The following is a 268-nucleotide window of genomic DNA, read 5'->3' on the forward strand; positions in this document are numbered from 1 at the left end:
GAGAAGCAGCTTTTAAAGCTACAAATTAGACTTTAAATTACTGCACCGCATTAATGAGTTTGTCCATTGAGTCATTTTCACGTTTTGGCGTCGTCGCATGATTCATTGTCGGTGGCGTTGATGTATTGGGTTTAAGAGTCTGTTCCGGATTCTCATCAGGCAGATCTTCAAAGTCATTTGAAGAGTTGCGTGTTGGTGATGTTGGCGCAGGTCTATAAATCGGTAGTGCTAGCGGTGGTGAGCTGCGATAATCCTCATTGTTTTGTTC

At 42.9% G+C, this 268-nt stretch carries 1 protein-coding gene; it reads right to left on the reverse strand.

Annotated features, from left to right (window positions below):
• Positions 1–37: 37 nt before the first annotated feature.
• Positions 38–268 (reverse strand): hypothetical protein (locus ACG94X_RS16875; protein ID WP_419384811.1); only part of this gene is annotated, 231 nt, incomplete at its 5' end.

The organism is Acinetobacter psychrotolerans (genome assembly GCF_048552595.1).
Classification (GTDB): domain Bacteria; phylum Pseudomonadota; class Gammaproteobacteria; order Pseudomonadales; family Moraxellaceae; genus Acinetobacter.